The organism is Shewanella sp. DNRA4 (assembly GCF_012843185.1).
GTDB lineage: Bacteria > Pseudomonadota > Gammaproteobacteria > Enterobacterales > Shewanellaceae > Shewanella > Shewanella xiamenensis.
This window is the reverse complement of record NZ_JABAIP010000004.1, coordinates 241,945-256,791: the sequence shown is the minus strand read 5'-3', so window position 1 is coordinate 256,791 and position 14,847 is coordinate 241,945. Positions and strand designations below refer to the sequence as shown.

At 48.6% G+C, this 14,847-nt stretch carries 14 protein-coding genes; 3 read left to right on the top strand and 11 right to left on the bottom strand.

The features are described 5' to 3' along the window. Positions 1-48 precede the first annotated feature (48 nt). The 8 genes from mutM to HG547_RS06285 all read right to left on the bottom strand — a co-directional run bounded on the left by mutM (position 49) and on the right by HG547_RS06285 (position 7,072). Positions 49-864 (bottom strand): bifunctional DNA-formamidopyrimidine glycosylase/DNA-(apurinic or apyrimidinic site) lyase, encoded by an 816-nt coding sequence (mutM, locus tag HG547_RS06320; RefSeq protein WP_169547336.1) that lies wholly within the window; start codon positions 862-864, stop codon positions 49-51. A 24-nt stretch (positions 865-888) separates the two neighbouring features. Beyond that, on the bottom strand, positions 889-1,344 hold the full coding sequence (locus tag HG547_RS06315; protein WP_169547335.1) for a hypothetical protein: 456 nt from the start codon (positions 1,342-1,344) through the stop codon (positions 889-891). Between the two features lie 81 nt (positions 1,345-1,425). Beyond that, positions 1,426-2,409 (bottom strand): GTP 3',8-cyclase MoaA, encoded by a 984-nt coding sequence (gene moaA / locus HG547_RS06310; RefSeq protein WP_169547334.1) that lies wholly within the window; start codon positions 2,407-2,409, stop codon positions 1,426-1,428. 16 nt (positions 2,410-2,425) lie between these two features. After that, complete coding sequence (locus tag HG547_RS06305) at positions 2,426-4,225, bottom strand: bifunctional molybdopterin-guanine dinucleotide biosynthesis adaptor protein MobB/molybdopterin molybdotransferase MoeA (protein WP_169547333.1); 1,800 nt, start codon at positions 4,223-4,225, stop codon at positions 2,426-2,428. 30 nt (positions 4,226-4,255) lie between these two features. Next, positions 4,256-4,849: a molybdenum cofactor guanylyltransferase MobA gene (gene mobA, locus HG547_RS06300; RefSeq protein ID WP_169547332.1), complete on the bottom strand. Its 594-nt coding sequence runs from the start codon at positions 4,847-4,849 to the stop codon at positions 4,256-4,258. Continuing rightward, a complete protein-coding gene (locus HG547_RS06295) occupies positions 4,833-5,540 on the bottom strand; it encodes an energy-coupling factor ABC transporter ATP-binding protein (protein ID WP_169547331.1) in 708 nt (235 codons plus the stop codon). Before HG547_RS06295 ends, mobA begins: the two co-directional genes overlap by 17 nt. Positions 5,541-5,543: 3 nt before the next feature. Continuing rightward, positions 5,544-6,251 (bottom strand): ABC transporter permease, encoded by a 708-nt coding sequence (locus HG547_RS06290; protein ID WP_037424001.1) that lies wholly within the window; start codon positions 6,249-6,251, stop codon positions 5,544-5,546. Beyond that, entirely contained in the window at positions 6,248-7,072 is an 825-nt protein-coding gene (locus tag HG547_RS06285) for a substrate-binding domain-containing protein (protein ID WP_037423998.1), read from the bottom strand. The genes HG547_RS06290 and HG547_RS06285 overlap by 4 nt, the downstream gene beginning before the upstream one ends. 284 nt (positions 7,073-7,356) lie before the next feature. Here HG547_RS06285 and HG547_RS06280 point away from each other — a divergent pair, with 284 nt between their 5' ends. Further along, positions 7,357-8,739, top strand: a complete 1,383-nt coding sequence (locus HG547_RS06280; RefSeq protein WP_037423995.1) for a sigma-54 dependent transcriptional regulator — start codon at positions 7,357-7,359, stop codon at positions 8,737-8,739. Continuing rightward, positions 8,740-10,875, top strand: a complete 2,136-nt coding sequence (locus HG547_RS06275) for a cache domain-containing protein (RefSeq protein WP_037428338.1) — start codon at positions 8,740-8,742, stop codon at positions 10,873-10,875. It begins immediately after the preceding gene. Positions 10,876-11,128: 253 nt separating this feature from the next. Here HG547_RS06275 and HG547_RS06270 read toward each other — a convergent pair whose 3' ends face one another. Both HG547_RS06270 and HG547_RS06265 read right to left on the bottom strand, forming a co-directional pair. Continuing rightward, positions 11,129-11,596: a GNAT family N-acetyltransferase gene (locus HG547_RS06270; protein ID WP_037423988.1), complete on the bottom strand. Its 468-nt coding sequence runs from the start codon at positions 11,594-11,596 to the stop codon at positions 11,129-11,131. A 98-nt stretch (positions 11,597-11,694) separates the two neighbouring features. Continuing rightward, positions 11,695-12,354 (bottom strand): 7-cyano-7-deazaguanine/7-aminomethyl-7-deazaguanine transporter, encoded by a 660-nt coding sequence (locus tag HG547_RS06265; RefSeq protein ID WP_169547330.1) that lies wholly within the window; start codon positions 12,352-12,354, stop codon positions 11,695-11,697. Between the two features lie 228 nt (positions 12,355-12,582). Between HG547_RS06265 and HG547_RS06260 the strand changes: the two genes are divergently transcribed. Then, positions 12,583-13,308, top strand: coding sequence for a transporter substrate-binding domain-containing protein (locus HG547_RS06260; protein WP_037428341.1), 726 nt, complete (start codon positions 12,583-12,585; stop codon positions 13,306-13,308). Between the two features lie 24 nt (positions 13,309-13,332). Here the strand turns inward: HG547_RS06260 and HG547_RS06255 are convergent, their stop codons facing one another. Continuing rightward, positions 13,333-14,691: an isochorismate synthase gene (locus HG547_RS06255; RefSeq protein WP_169547329.1), complete on the bottom strand. Its 1,359-nt coding sequence runs from the start codon at positions 14,689-14,691 to the stop codon at positions 13,333-13,335. Positions 14,692-14,847 lie beyond the last annotated feature (156 nt).

Here is a 14,847-nt window from a genome sequence, read left to right as displayed (position 1 = left end):
CGAAGAAGCTAAAAATGCCTGCAATAGCAGGCATTTTTATGAGCGAGATTAACGCGTCTGGCAGATGCCGCAAAACACTGTGGTGCGTTGACCAAGGCGGATTTCGCTGAGTAGATTGCCGCACTGAGTACAGGTTTCGCCGCCGCGGCCGTAAACATGCAGCTTTTGTGCGAAATAGCCGGGTTTACCCTCGGCATTGGTGAAGTCCTTAAGCGTGGTGCCGCCCTGCTTGATGGCGTGTGCGAGTATTTGTTTGACCTCGGCAACCAGTACCGTTAAGCGTTCAATATCTATCTTGCCTGCCTCCGCCTCGGGGTGTATCCCTGCGGCAAACAGTGCTTCGTTGGCGTAAATATTTCCCACACCCACCACAATATGATTATCCATCAGGCAGAGTTTGATGGCCTTCTTCTTGCCCGCCAGTGCGGCAGCTAACTGATTAACGTTAAAGGCATCGGTCAGAGGTTCTGGCCCGAGTTTTTCCAGCAGCGGATGGGCTTCCTCTGGCAATTGGCACCATAACCAAGCGCCGAAGCGTCTTGGGTCGTTAAAGCGCAGAATGCGGCCATTGGCAAGAACGAGATCGATATGGTCATGCTTCTCCACTGGCGTGTCGTGGGGCAGGATCCTTAGGCTGCCCGACATCCCCAAATGCACTATGCTGGTGCCAGCATCGGTATCGATTAACAGATATTTAGCGCGGCGGCGCACTTGGCGTATGGTCTGGCCAATGATCTGTTTGGCAAGTTCGGGAACGGGCCAACGCAGTGAGGCGTTACGTACTACGAGGTTAACTACGGTTTGATCGACTAAGTAAGGGGTTATCCCCTGACGGGTGACTTCGACTTCTGGTAATTCCGGCATGATTGGCTTCTTTTATTCAATGGATTAACGTGCAGGCTTTGCATCGAGGATTGGCTGTAAATCCGTCCTTAAGCTCGGTGGCACTAAGTACCAGTTGCTCGCGGGAGATTTAAGGACGCCTTCATCGGGGAAATAAATCCAGCGCTGTGATTGGCGAATATCGGTAATTTGGATCACCAGTTCCTGAGGTTTGCCTGTGGGTTGTGGCGCGTCATTCAAGGGCGAGACCCTTAAGCCTTGCCAAGCCTTTGCCCATTGCTCACAGTTGAGTACTTGTAGATCGCATTCCCAGCTTGAAGTTTGTTTGTGCAGCCAAATACCATCCAACTGCAACTGAGCCAGCGGGGCATTATCATCAAATAGTCGTTGCGCATCACTGGGCACATTTTGGTTTTTCTTATCCATAAACGTGAGCACGCCAATGATAAACACGCAGGCAAGAATAATGATGTTATTCCACTGTTTACGAGTAAGCGCCATAGGAAGAGTGACACAAAAAATAGGACTAATGCCATGAGTGTATCACGGCAAAATTGAGATGCTAGCCCTGAGGTGAGGAGGTTAACCGCCGGTGGCGTTCATAAAACGCAGAATTTGTACTTCGTTATTATCGAATACATGCTGCTGAGGTTTGCGCTTAATGCCTTGGAGAATGGCGGTTTGTAGCCGTTCAATATCGCCGGGGAACTCTCTTATAATGCTTTTTAAATCAACGGAGTGCTCATTACCCAGACAGAGCAATAGCTGTCCCTCTACGGTAACGCGCACCCGATTACACTCGTGGCAAAAATTATGGCTATGGGGTGAGATAAAGCCGATGTGAATTGGACTATCGACCATCTTGTAGTAACGCGCGGGTCCGCCTGTGCGTTTATTGGAGAGTTGTAGTGGATAATGCTCGCTAATCATGGCCTTAACTTCATCACTGCTGCAATGGCGCATGCGTTTGCGTTCATCCATTTCACCCAGCGGCATTTCTTCAATAAAGGCGATATCGAGCTTGCGGTCGCGGCAAAAGTTAACCAGATCGATGACTTCATGATCGTTTTGCTGTTTGAGGATCACGGCATTGATTTTTATGCGCGTAAAGCCTGCGGCAGTGGCCGCATCAATGCCTTCGATAACGCGTGCTAATTTGCCGTTGCGTGTCAGTTGGGTAAAGAGTTCGGGGTTAAGGGTATCTAAGCTGATGTTTAAACGCTTAAGACCCGCATCAAACATAGGTTTGGCAAACTTACTGAGTCTAGAGCCGTTGGTGGTCATCGATAAATCTTTGAGCCCTGGGAGCTTGCCAAGTAAGTGCACCAGTTGATCGCAATCGCTACGCACTAGCGGCTCGCCGCCGGTGAGGCGAATTTTGGTCACCCCCAGTTCAGTAAAGGCTTGGGCAATCCAAGCCAACTCTTCGAGGTGCAGTACATGGTCCTTGGGCAAGAAGCAGGGATCTTCGGTCATGCAGTAGACACAACGGAAGTCGCAGCGATCTGTCACTGAGAGTCGTAAATATTCGACCTGACGGCCAAAGGCATCTACAAGTTGGCTCATAGGGACTCAGTGGCTCTTATAGAAGATCGGCAAAAGGTTGAATAAACACGGTTTCACCCGCATTCACCACCTCAGCATCATCTCCAATGATGATAAGGCAATTGCCTTTGACCATTGAGCTGAGCATGCCTGAACCTTGGTTACCTGTGCTGGTCACGTGCAGCCGGCCATCATGACCGAGGCGATAAATTCCGCGGATAAACTCAGTGCGGCCCGTGCGGCTTCGCAGGGTTTCATCGGTAATCGCTGGGAATAATGGCGCCTGCCAGCGAGTTTCACCAGCGAGTTTACGCAGCGCAGGTTGCACAAATTGTAGGAACGACACCATCACAGCCACCGGATTGCCGGGCAAGCCGAAGAACAAGCTATCGCCGACCTTACCAAAGGCGAGTGGGCGACCGGGACGCATATTGATCCGCCAGAAGTCGATATTGCCAAGGCGTGCCAGCACGGCCTTGATGTAGTCGGCATCGCCAACGGAAACCCCGCCAGAGCTAATCACCACATCGGCCTGCGCCGCAGCCTTGGTTAAGGTGGCTTCGAGAGCGCTTTCGGAGTCTTCGATAATGCCTAAGTCAATGACGTCACAACCTAAACGTTTTGCCATCGCCTTGATGGTGTAACGGTTCGAGTCATAGATACAGTTTGGATTCAAAGCCTCGCCGGGTTGGCTGACTTCATCCCCGGTTGAGAACACGGCCACGGTCGGGCGGCGATAAACCGTCACACGGTCAAGGCCGAGGGAGGCTAATAAGCCCTGTTCGGCGGCGCTTAGGCGTGTGGCTTGGTTGAGGGCGACTTGGCCTTGGCCTATGTCTTCACCCGCAAGGCGAACGTGTTGGCCCTGTTGAATACGGCCATCGAAACTGACCTTGGCATTGGCCTCGTTAGCCAGTTCTCGAGGTTGAACTGTATCTGCGCCAGCGGGCACGGGCGCACCCGTCATTATGCGAACAGTCTCTCCTGCCTTAAGAATGCCCGAATATTGATGTCCGGCGAGGACTTCACCGACTAAGGTGAAGTTTGCAGGCAGCGGATCTTGATAGGCGAAGGCATAACCATCCATTGCCGAGTTGGTTTGCTGCGGTACATCCACGGGCGAAATGCTGTCGCGGGCGAGCACGCGATTATCTAAGTCGCCTAAGCCTATGTCTTCCACCTCAGTGACAGGCGTGACATGGGATAAAATCTGCGCTAACCCTTGGCTCACGCTCAGGTTTTTATCGCTGCCCAAGGTGCAGGCATCGACAGTTGCGATCGGTAATGCGGGGTTAGGGGCTTGCCAGCTATTGGCATATTCCATCACAAAGTCAGCGATTTGCGCGACATTGTTAAGGTCGAGTCTTCTTAGCTCGCTCGGTAGCTCGGTGTCATCACAGCAAGCGATGGCGAGAATATTGTCGTCTTGGGTATAGATAAACGGCTTACCGTGGGCGGCGCGGTGCAGCTCAATTTTCGGCAGCGTGAGTTTTTTAAAGCCTTCGACTAATACAATATCGACTTTATCGGCTTCAATTTGCTTGAGTAGGTGGACTAACTCTGGGTCACCATCGCGGGCATCTTCGGTCATCAGCGCCCAACGCACATGGGAGGCGACTAACATTTGCCGTGCGCCAGCTTTTCGCATCTCGTAGCTGTCTTTACCTGGAATATCGACATCGAAATTGTGGTGAGCATGTTTGATCACCGCCAGACGCAGACCGCGCTGATTTAATTCGGGGATCAATTGCTTGAGTAGGGTGGTTTTCCCCGTGCCGCTATAGGCACAAAATCCGAGAACGGGAATAGATAGCGGATTGACGAAGGGAGTACTCATTTGCACCTCTAATCTGGGAAATTTGAAGCCTTAGCTTTGGTTTATCTCTGCTGCCAGTCGTTGTTTTTGTTCTGGCGTGTTCACATTGACGAAGGCATTGGGTTGATCGGTAAAGACCGCCACCGCAAAGCGATGTTTGGCATACCAAAAATCAATTTTACGCTCACCCGCTTCGAGAAAGGCGGTCATCGACTCGCGCAGGCTCGGCTTTAATAACATCACCACCGGCTGCTCACGTTCCCCATCGCTGGCCACGGCAAGTTCTGCATCGTTTGCCTCAATGGCGGTTAATAAGCGGGCGACTAAATCCCGCGGTAGCAGCGGACAATCGCAGGGCACCACGAGTAGATAGTCTGCTTGGGTGTGACCCATAGCGGTGATCATGCCCGCCAAGGGGCCGAGAAACCCAGTATGCTCATCACTCAACACCGTAAAACCGAACTCAGCATAGCGTGTTTGGTTACGATTTGCGTTGATCAGGATCTCCTTAACCTGAGGTTTTATCCGTTCGATAGTGTGTTCTATCATGGCCTTGCCGTTTAGCTCGACGAGGCCTTTATCGTCCCCGCCCATACGGCGTGCCATACCACCGGCAAGAATAACCGCATCAATTTGCAACGACATATAAAGATCCCTGTGTGGAGTTTGTGGGCGTTTGCTGATGGGAGATTATCACCTGTTGGTCTGCAATGTGCCACTGCTGCTCGCAAATGGCGGTGAGCGCACAGTTTTGGTGGCTGCTTAGCAGCATTCCCGTCCCTTGCTGTTTGAGCTGTTGGATCATCTGTAATACCAAGGATTGGGAGTCTTTGTCCATATTGGAGGTTGGCTCATCGAGCATCAGTAACTTTGGCTGCAATATCCAAGCACGGGCAATAGCGAGGCGTTGTCTTTCGCCGCCGGATAAATTGCTGGCTCTAGCTTGTAATAGCGAGCCTAGTTGAGCCATTTCAATTGCTTGGCCTATTCTGCGTTTGGCCTCGGTTTTTGAGGCCGCAAAGGGGAGCCCGTAGGTCAGGTTGTAATTGACTGTACCATCGAATAGATAGGGGTGCTGGTGGAGATAAATGGCCTTTCCAAGCAAAGGGTTACGTTCCCACCATCCATCTTTTTTAAAGCCGCTCAACTCAATGTTACCCTGAGATGGCGCCTGTAGACCCGCGAGGATCTTCATCAGGGTTGATTTGCCTGAGCCGTTGTCACCCTGCAAATAAATGACATTCCCTTGGCATAACTCAAGGCGCTGAGCTTTGAATAATAAGCGCGGGCCAAAGGACATTTCCAAGTCACGGGCAATCAGTTTGGCTTGGGTCATAAGTTAATGGCTCCTTGGCGTTTCTTTGCCGCGTAAACTACCTAAGGCAAAGTTTAGGATCAAGGCCAAGATTAGCAGCACTAATCCGAGGGCGATAGCTTGGGCGAAATCACCTTTACTGGTTTCCAGTGCGATAGCCGTCGGGATATTGCGGGTCACGTTTAAAATATTTCCGCCCACCATCATCGAACAGCCGACTTCGGTGAGAATACGGCTAAAGGCTGCGACAATCGCCAGTAATAATGGCATACGTAGCTCGCGACACACAGTCCAGACGGCGCTTATCCAAGAGGCGCCTAAGGTGCGTGAGGTTTCCCATGCACGGCGGTCGACACTAGTGAAGGCCGCTTGACTCATGGCAATCATCACTGGAGCGCAAATCAGCATTTGGCCGAGGATCATCCCCTCTTGAGTAAACAGCCACTTTAAATCCCCAAGCGGGCCGTTGCGGGTCAAGATGAGGTACACCAGCAGGCCGATCACTACGGTGGGAATCGATTGCAGTGTCTGCACTAAGTTGGTGACAAACCACTTTCCAGGGAAATGGGCAAACGCCAACACAAAACCGAGCACCATCGACGGGACTAAGGTAATGAGAAGTGCCGCGAACGAAACCGAAAACGAGACAGAAATGATGGACCAAACGTCGGGGTCCAATGAAAACAGCAGGCTTAACGCCTGCTGTAACAGTGCTAGCCAGCCTTCGTTCATTCGCTATAGGTTGCCTTGAACAGTTGCTCGCCTTCAACTTTGAAGTTGTTGATCATGCTTTGACCTTCTTTGCTGATCAGCCAGTCACTGAAGGCTTTTGCGCCTTTGTGGTTCAGATCTGGGTATTTCGCTGGGTTGATCAGAATCACTTGGTATGGGTTCGCTAGGGTTTTTCCACCATCAAAATCCACACCTAAGTCCAACTTCGTTTTGTACGCTACGAAAGTACCACGGTCAGATAGAGTGTAACCTTGTAATTCGTTTGCCATCAGCAGGGTTTTACCCATGCCTTGACCGACTGAAGTGTAACCTTTGAAGTCAGGAGTCACGCCTGCGGCTTTCCATACTTCTAGCTCTTTGATGTGAGTGCCAGAGTTGTCACCACGAGATAAGAAAGGTAAGCCAGATTTGGCGATTTTAGCGAAGGCTTCTTCAGCGGTTTTGCTTTCACGCAGTTTGGCAGGGTCGTTTTTAGGGCCTAATACGACGAAATCGTTTTCCATAATGCCACGTGGCTCAACACCAAAACCATCGGCAACAAATTTTGCTTCAGCGCTTGGTGCGTGGGTCATCACTAAATCTACATCGCCTTGCTCACCTAGTTTCAGTGCTTTACCTGTACCAGTGGCGATAACTTGTACTTTATAGCCTGTTGCACTTTCAAACTTAGGCAGTAATTCTTGTAACAGACCAGAGTTTTCAGTACTGGTCGTGGTGGCTAACTTAATCACTTCAGCCGATTGAGCGGGTAACACTGTGAGCATACTGGCTGCAACAACTAAGCCTAGTAAAGATTTCATGTGGGATTTCACGTTTAGCATGGATACTCCTTGGCGAAAAATAGGGGTCCGACTCAATTGCCTACTGAGTGGGAGATTCCGTAAATTGTAATGCGTACGATGGAAAGCAAATAGGATGCCAAACCAATAATGGTGCATTTACCTTCACAGCATGATCTAAATTGTGAGCTCGATCCCAGGCTCAGCAAATAGTTTACAGACAAATTGTCCCAGCGCATGCTTCTGATGGTTCATAGTGACCTATTCGTCTAGTTTCAATGCTAGAATTGGTCGCAATTGAGTCAAAATGTCCAGACGTGAGCACTATGAGCCAGATAGATAATAACCTCAAGCCCCTTCCTTCCGCTGTTTCAGTCCTGATCGTCGATGACGAGCCGGGGATGCGTAGCTTTTTGAATAAGGCACTCTCGAAGAAATTCGCCTTAGTTGAAACCGCGGGCAGTATTGAAGATGCTGAGCAGTTACGTAGTCGCTGCCATTTCGACTTGCTGATTGTCGATATCCGCTTACCCGGTCGCTCGGGTATCGAGTGGCATGAAGCCTTAGACGAGCAAGGCCGACGTTCCGATGTAATCTTTATGACCGGCTATGCGGATTTAGAGGTGGCGATTAAAGCGCTGCGAGCAGGTGCCTCAGATTTCATTATGAAGCCATTCCACCTCGAGCAGATGATGTCGGCGGTTGACCGTTGTATTGAGCGCCGATTGCTGCGCCGTGAAAACTTGATGTTGCGTCGCGAAGTCTCTATCGGCTATTCCTCTACCATCATAGGGAGTAGCGACGCCATGAAGTCGGTGAAGCAAGTGATAGAGCGCGTGGCACCGACCAACGCCGTGGTGTTAATTCAAGGCGAATCGGGCACAGGTAAAGAGTTAGTCGCGCGGCAATTACATTTACTCAGCGGTCGCCAAGGGCCCTTCGTGCCAGTTAACTGTGGCTCGATAGCCCCCGAACTGCTTGAGAGTGAACTCTTTGGTCATACGGCTGGGGCGTTTACTGGTGCTAAAGGTAACCGTGAAGGCCTATTTAGTTTTGCCTCCGGCGGTACGATTTTCCTCGATGAAATTGGCGAGATGCCGCTCAAAATGCAAACAGCGTTGTTAAGGGTGCTGGAGCAGAAGGCGATTCGCCCGGTGGGCAGTGAGAAGGAAGTCAATATTGATGTCCGGGTGATTGCGGCAACTAACCGTACTCTGATGGATGAAGTCGAAGCGGGGAACTTCCGTCGCGATCTTTATTATCGACTGAATGTGCTGGATATTTTTATTCCTCCGCTGCGTGAGCGTCCGGAAGATGTGGTCGAATTGACCCACCATTTTACCCGCCAATTGGCTGCTGAATTAGGCGTGCGTGAAGTGGTGTGGAGTCATGAAGACATGGTAAAGCTGCAACAACATGAATGGCCGGGTAATATCCGCGAACTGCGTAATATGATTGAGCGCTGTATTCTGCTCGGCAAGCCGCCAGCGGAGTACTGGAAGCAGCAGGTTAAAACCGAGTCTTCGGCTTTGCAGGGTTATCCTTTAGATTGGCCATTAAAAGATGTGGAAAAACACCATGTGACGAGTGTGGTCGATCTGCATTCTGGCAATAAATCTGCGGCTGCTCGGGACTTAGGGGTTTCCCGCAAGACCTTAGATCGCAAATATAAAGAGTGGTTTGACGTTAGCGACGAGCAGGAGTTTTAAGTGTCTTTTTTTACTCACTTTTTTGGAGTTAGTTGGCAGCAAATGCAGGCTAAAGTGCGTTATCGCATTTTGATCCTCACATTGCTGCCGATTTTGCTCACTTTGGTGAGTTTAGTGTTTATCACGATTTACTGGAATATCAGCTACACAGGCAAGCAACTGTTTATGAAGGTCAAAGCCGATTTGGCTGTGGCTGAAAATACCCTGCAACAGGTGCAAGTTCGCCAAGAAAAACAGCTAGAAAGAGTGATGACCTCATGGACATTCCAGAATGATTTTAGGCCGATCCTCAGTGGTGCATTAGATCATAGGACGAGCATAGATAGTTTTCTTGATGAGCAAAAGCAGCAACTCGATTTAGACTTTTTGCGGCTGGTCAGTGTTGCTGAAGCGGCGGCTGATCCTGACTTACGACAGATTTTACCGAAAATGGGTGGAATGTTGCCTTATTCGGGACTGATGGTGTTATCTCGTGAACGTTTGGCGCGGATTGACCCTGATTTAGCGCAAAGAGCGAGTATTCCACTGTTAGCGACCTTGCGGGCACAAAGTCCCAATAAGCAAGTTGAGGACCGTGGTTTGCTCAGCCGTAGCTTGTTGCCGATCCCCGATACTGAAGGCAAAGTGGCATGGTATCTCGACGGCGGGGTGTTATTTAACCGCGACACCCGCATCGTTGATCATATCCGCGATCTTGTCTACGACAAGGGTACCTTGCCCGAACGTTCAATTGGTACTGTGACGATTTTTCTCGATAATATTCGGGTATCGACTAACGTTCCTTTGCATTTTTTTCCACAGCCGAATGAATCCCAAGGGCGTGCACTGGGGAGTTTGGTCTCTGAGGAAGTGCGAGAAAAAGTGTTAAATCACGGAGAGTTATGGGTCGATAGAGCGTTTGTGTACAATGATTGGTTTATTTCTGCCTATGCGCCGTTAGAAGATGTCCGTGGACAGCGAATTGGGATGATCTACACCGGTTTTTCGGAGTCACCTTTTATTCATAACTACCTGCTTAATATCATTGAGTTAGGTACCATTCTGATGTTAGTGCTGCTTATTTCTGGATTGCTGGTTTACCGCGGTGCCTACAGTTTATTGCAGCCGATTGAGCGGATTCACCATGTGGTGCAAGCCGTGCAGTCTGGGCGCAATGTGCGTATTGGTGCCTTGGGGTTAGATAGGGATAACGAGTTGTCGAATCTTGCCGAGCAGTTCGACCGTATGCTCGACCTATTGCAGCGGCGCAACGCGCAAATTCAAGCCGCTGCCGAACAGCTCGAAATGAAGGTCGAAGAGCGTACTCGTAGCCTGCAAGATAAGACCTTAGAGCTACAGCGTAACGTCGCTTTACTCAATGAGACACGCCAGCAGTTAGTGACTAATGAAAAGTTGACCGCTCTAGGAGAGTTAACCGCTGGTATTGCACACGAAATCAATAATCCGACCGCTGTTATCCTCGGCAATATGGAGCTACTGCGCTATGAGCTGGGTGATAATGCCGACGTCGTAAAAGAAGAAATTGATCTAGTTATTCAGCAGGTTGGTCGTATAAGCACTATTATCCGTAGCCTACTGCAATATAGTCGCCCGGGAGAGTTTAACGCTCCCTTAGAGATGCACCCTATCACGCCGATCATTGAGGAAATGCTGGTATTAGTGCGGCATTCAATTCAAAAGCAAGAAGTTGTGCTGATAACGGAACTGAACGCCAGTTGCCCTGTTCAGGTCAATCGCCCGCAGTTACTGCAAGTACTGATTAACCTTGTGGTGAACGCAGCCCATGCGATGGATGGTAAGGGACGCATTTGGGTTCGCACTTATGATTGGGTGCAGCAAGATATGCCGATTGGCGTCAAAATCGAGGTTGAAGACGAAGGGTCTGGGATTGAGCCTGAGCAATTGGGGCGGATTTTTGATCCTTTCTATACCACGCGTAAAGATGGCACTGGTCTTGGGCTGTCGCTCAGCTACGGTATTATTAAGCGCATCGGTGGCACCATAGAGGTGAGCTCTGTATTAGGTAAAGGCTCAATCTTCACCATTGGCTTGTATCACGAGGCTAAGGAAGATCAACAAAACAACCTTTACGATGGCTTACATTTTTCTGGCCAAAGCACCGAAATGTCATCTTAGAAGCGACTCTGCATAAAACGCTATCAGATTGATTCACTGAATAAAAAGCAAAAAAAAGCCGGATGATGAATCCGGCCACAAAAGAGTGTGTGAGCAATGTCGTGCTTGCAAACTCAGGAGCACTTTAACAACGTCAGATTACCAGTCATCGGTGTTAAAGATGAGTTTTGGAACGCAAGTTAACGATAATCATTCTCAATTGTGTTTGCAAGCTATTTATTGCAAAAAATGCATATTTTTATCTATGGTATGTTTATGCCGCCACAATAGACTTGCTTAAATGTAATTTATGGTTGATCAAACTCTGGGGATCGGCATTTAGCTCGGTAATTAAATATTGGTTTCTAATCAATAGATTGAGCATTGCAGGGAAACGATTCATGGTTTTAACCTGAATATGGTTATAGCCTTGGAGGCTGGCCCATTTCTCTTGGTATTCAAGTAGGCTTTGTGCTAATCCTAAACGTCTAAAGTCTGTCGCAACGCCACCTAGCCAACTGTAAAAAATTCCTTTTTCCTGTTCATATCCCAGCTTGAACCCCGCCAGTTCGCCTTCCACATAGGCTAGGAGAATCAAGCAAGTCTTGCCTGAAAGCCGTGCCGTTAAGGTGTCTGGCGTCAATGGACGGTCGAGCTCAGGAATTTGCTTACTTAGTTCGATGAGTTGTATGGCTAACTCGGGAGTCAGAGTTGTGATTGCTTTGATTTCAATTGAATACATAATTTTCTCTCACAAAAATCAGCCCCAATAGCGTATCAAACGCATTGGGGCCGAATAAAAACTGTTCAAATTATAACAGGTCTGGCCAGTTGAGTTAATCAGGAAAATGATTTTTGTGGGCTGGTTTGCAATATCTTGTCTTGTAACACTTTCAGCAGCACACCGTAGGCGGGTAAGAATAGCCCTAGGCTAACAAGCAATTTAAAGCTGTAATCGACAGTGGCAATTTCAGGCCAGTTGGCGGCCATAAAGCTGTCTGTTGAAGCATAAAAAGCGATGCTGAAGAACACTAAGGTATCGACTAAATTACCAACAATCGTCGATGCCGCAGGCGCGACCCACCATGAACGGCTCTGGCGCAGACGGGCGAATACAGTGATATCCATCAGCTGACCAATCAAATAAGCCGCAAAGCTGGCAAACGCAATACGAAACACAAAGGTGTTCCATTGGCTTAAGGAGTCCATCCCTTGGAGGCTACCCTGATGGAATACGACTCCCATAACATAGGAAATCATCAGTGCGGGCACCATGGCCTTGAGGATGATACTTCGAGCGGGTGTTTGTCCAAAAATGCGCACCGTTAGATCGGTTGCAAGGTAAACAAAAGGAAAACTAAACGCGCCCCAAGTGGTGTGATAACCAAACAATTGAAACGGCAGTTGTACCAAGTAGTTGCTTAGGCAAATAATCAGTATGTGAAATCCCACTAATAGTAGGAGTGCGCGGCGAAGCTGCGCAGGGGTTAACATTAACATATGTGGCCTTTTTAGTTGTGTAGGGCGGGGTGAGGGAACCCGCTAAATCGTCTGCTGTTATTTTATCCCGTTCCAGCGTGCTGAAATCGGGCCGCCATTATAGTGACCATGTTTGAAGATGCAAGCTTACGGTTTATATTCCAAGCAATTTAGCCGCGAATACTGCGCAAACCTAAGGCATAGGGATCGAAATTGTCCTACACTTTTAAGAAATGTTAGGAGAAACCGATGAGATTATTTCTTGCCGCCTTGTGTGTTAGCTTATTGAGTTTCTGTGCTTTCGCGACTCCCAATAAGCCTGTTGTGGTGCATCTTGTCACAGCCTCTTGGGAAGGTTTTGCTAATCCTGATGAGACGGGTTACTACTTTGATCTCCTCAGGCGTGTCTTTCCATCACCGGAATGGCAGGTCGATGTGCAGTTTATGCCTTTTGCTCGTACCTTATATCTGATTGAAAGCGGACGGGTTGATATGGTTCTCAGCGTGTACAAAGGCGATGTGAAAAATAGCCTGCTGAGTGAAAATGCCGTTGAGCTTGATTCAATTGATGCCGCAGTAACGCCTCAAATCGCAGCAACTTGGGCAGGGATGGAGAGTTTATCCCATAAGCGAGTCCAAGCCATGCTGGCTTATCGTTACAATATGCTGACCTCCATACCGATGTTTTACGAAGAAAGTAGCGACATGCTGAGTATGCTCAATAGTGTAAATGCGGGACGAATCGATGCCGTACTGGATTACAAAAAGAATATGGAGGCGCTCATTCCTGAACTGAGGGCGCCACAAACGTTTGTGATTATCCAAGGCGTGTTAAATGCAGAAACTTTTTTTGCCTTTGCCAATACCGAAAAAGGACAAATGCTAAAGCAACATTTTGATATTGAACATAAAAAAATCATTGACTCCGGTGAGCAGGATAGGCTTTACACCGAGACCAAAGCAAAGGGGTTTTAATGTTTTGGCATCAGTGTTAAATGTTTATAACTCAATCAGAATCGACATTATCGTTGCAAGTTTATTCTCTAGCTCTTGCCACTCAGCCTCGGGATCTGAACCTGCAATAATGCCCGCACCCGCAAACAGATTAATTTTACCTGGCTCAATCAATGCACTGCGGATGGCGACTGAAAACTCACTCTCATCTTGATTAAAATATCCGCAAGCACCAGCGTACCAGCCTCGCATATAGCCTTCCCGCTGGCGAATGAACTTCATTGCAGATTCTCTAGGGAGGCCTCCCACCGCGGGTGTAGGATGCAGTGCTTGTAACAGCTGAAAATCGTTCACGCCGGGCTTTAACTCGGCACGAATAGCGCGGTGCAGATGCTGAATATGATTTAACTTAAAGATTGTGGCCGCTTCTTCTGCACCGACATACTGACTCAAAGGCGTGAGCATATTGACTATGTGACGGCGAACAAGCTGATTTTCAACACTATTTTTATTGTCTTCCAGCAGCGCATTGGCTAGTGCCACATCTTCTTCTTTATTTAATCCGCGAACTGTCGTGCCCGCTAATGCCTCGGTAAACAATTGTTGCCGACGACGACGAAATAAGCGCTCTGGGGAGCAGGAGATATAAGTACGCTCAGGGCTAAATTGGAATCCAAATTGAAAGCTGTTGGGGTTACGGCCTTGCCAGCAGGCTAATACCATCCAAGGATCAACTTGCTCGTTAACCTTAAGCTCTGTCAAACGTGAGAGAACGACCTTGGGCGTATCTTGATTAAATTCAGGCTCAACGACTTGTTCGACTAAGGTTTTCCAACGAGGAAAGTCCGGAATATCTTGGCGGCTCACTAGGGTGAGTTTATTGGGGGGCGCCAAGGGGCGTGCTGGCATAACCGCTTCAATAGCGGCAATCGCAAGGTCGATCTCATTGATAGGATTGTTATCGGCAAAATTAAGATTTACCCGCAAACTAAACTGATCTGCACTGCGTCTAAACTCGATTCTGGGTAGTACAAATCGACTATTACCAAACTCAGGCCAAGATTCAATGCTGCGGTCAAAGGCTACACCGCCATAGTATCGGATGTCTGGATTGCTAGATAAAACACGTTGCCGTTCGTAAACACTGGCCAGCTCGTTATCCTGGACGCCAGTTTCAAATTTTATGTCTTTACAAGCACCTATAGCTGCAACTTCTTCAATTTTGTCACGCCCATGCCAGTAGATGCGTGGATACTGAGTTTGTGATGCCAACCATGAAATCAAAGGAATAGAGACAGTCGTTAAAGATAGCTGCACTATCGGCTCCGACGCTGGAACCTGTTTCATTTGAATGAGTTTGTCGATGAGAGACTTAAGGTCTTCAGACAGGGCATGAGCAGGCAAGTAAAACTCCAAAGATAACGGAATGAAGGTAGTGGCTGAAGTTCCGGTTCTCAGCGGTGAATATGAACTAGATTAATGCATTCTTTTTAAAGTCATTTACACCAAGTTGATTAGAGCGTGTAAATAAGAATCTTTCGCTCAAATTAAAGGCCGAGG

What these genes read in the sequence shown, in the direction of transcription:
- mutM (WP_169547336.1), bottom strand. Translation starts at nt 864, where the DNA reads ATGCCGGAATTACCAGAAGTCGAAGTCACCCGTCAGGGGATAACCCCT.
- HG547_RS06315 (WP_169547335.1), bottom strand. Translation starts at nt 1,344, where the DNA reads ATGGCGCTTACTCGTAAACAGTGGAATAACATCATTATTCTTGCCTGC.
- moaA (WP_169547334.1), bottom strand. Translation starts at nt 2,409, where the DNA reads ATGAGCCAACTTGTAGATGCCTTTGGCCGTCAGGTCGAATATTTACGA.
- HG547_RS06305 (WP_169547333.1), bottom strand. Translation starts at nt 4,225, where the DNA reads ATGAGTACTCCCTTCGTCAATCCGCTATCTATTCCCGTTCTCGGATTT.
- mobA (WP_169547332.1), bottom strand. Translation starts at nt 4,849, where the DNA reads ATGTCGTTGCAAATTGATGCGGTTATTCTTGCCGGTGGTATGGCACGC.
- HG547_RS06295 (WP_169547331.1), bottom strand. Translation starts at nt 5,540, where the DNA reads ATGACCCAAGCCAAACTGATTGCCCGTGACTTGGAAATGTCCTTTGGC.
- HG547_RS06290 (WP_037424001.1), bottom strand. Translation starts at nt 6,251, where the DNA reads ATGAACGAAGGCTGGCTAGCACTGTTACAGCAGGCGTTAAGCCTGCTG.
- HG547_RS06285 (WP_037423998.1), bottom strand. Translation starts at nt 7,072, where the DNA reads ATGCTAAACGTGAAATCCCACATGAAATCTTTACTAGGCTTAGTTGTT.
- HG547_RS06280 (WP_037423995.1), top strand. Translation starts at nt 7,357, where the DNA reads ATGAGCCAGATAGATAATAACCTCAAGCCCCTTCCTTCCGCTGTTTCA.
- HG547_RS06270 (WP_037423988.1), bottom strand. Translation starts at nt 11,596, where the DNA reads ATGTATTCAATTGAAATCAAAGCAATCACAACTCTGACTCCCGAGTTA.
- HG547_RS06265 (WP_169547330.1), bottom strand. Translation starts at nt 12,354, where the DNA reads ATGTTAATGTTAACCCCTGCGCAGCTTCGCCGCGCACTCCTACTATTA.
- HG547_RS06260 (WP_037428341.1), top strand. Translation starts at nt 12,583, where the DNA reads ATGAGATTATTTCTTGCCGCCTTGTGTGTTAGCTTATTGAGTTTCTGT.